The organism is Cupriavidus phytohabitans, assembly GCF_017815025.1.
Taxonomy (GTDB): Bacteria; Pseudomonadota; Gammaproteobacteria; order Burkholderiales; family Burkholderiaceae; genus Cupriavidus.
On record NZ_JAGIQB010000279.1, the window covers coordinates 1 to 354 of the forward strand.

Annotated in this window: 1 protein-coding gene; it reads left to right on the forward strand. The window is 63.0% G+C overall.

Annotation, left to right across the window (positions count from 1 at the left end):
• On the forward strand, positions 1-354 hold a 354-nt coding region (locus J8I34_RS34485), incomplete at both ends, for a transposase (RefSeq protein ID WP_245176367.1).

Here is a 354-nt window from a genome sequence, read left to right on the forward strand (position 1 = left end):
GCCCAGCGCTGCTGGTTCCACAAGATGGGCAATGTCCTGAACGCCTTGCCAAAATCCCAGCACGGCCGCGCCAAGGCGGATCTGCAGGCGATCTGGATGGCGGCCACCCGGGCGGATGCCAATGCTGCCTTCGATCGCTTTGTGACGATCTACGGCGCCAAGTACCCCAAGGCCACCGGCGTGCTCACCAAAGATCGAGGCAGCCTGTTGACGTTCTACGACTTCCCGGCCGAGCACTGGCAGCACATCCGCACCACGGATGAAGTTGACAAGCGCCCGGTGTGCTTTCGGTCGTTTATGGTGTCCGTATCGGTGGCCACGGAGCGCGTACCGCACTTGCCTGCGGTCGCGCTT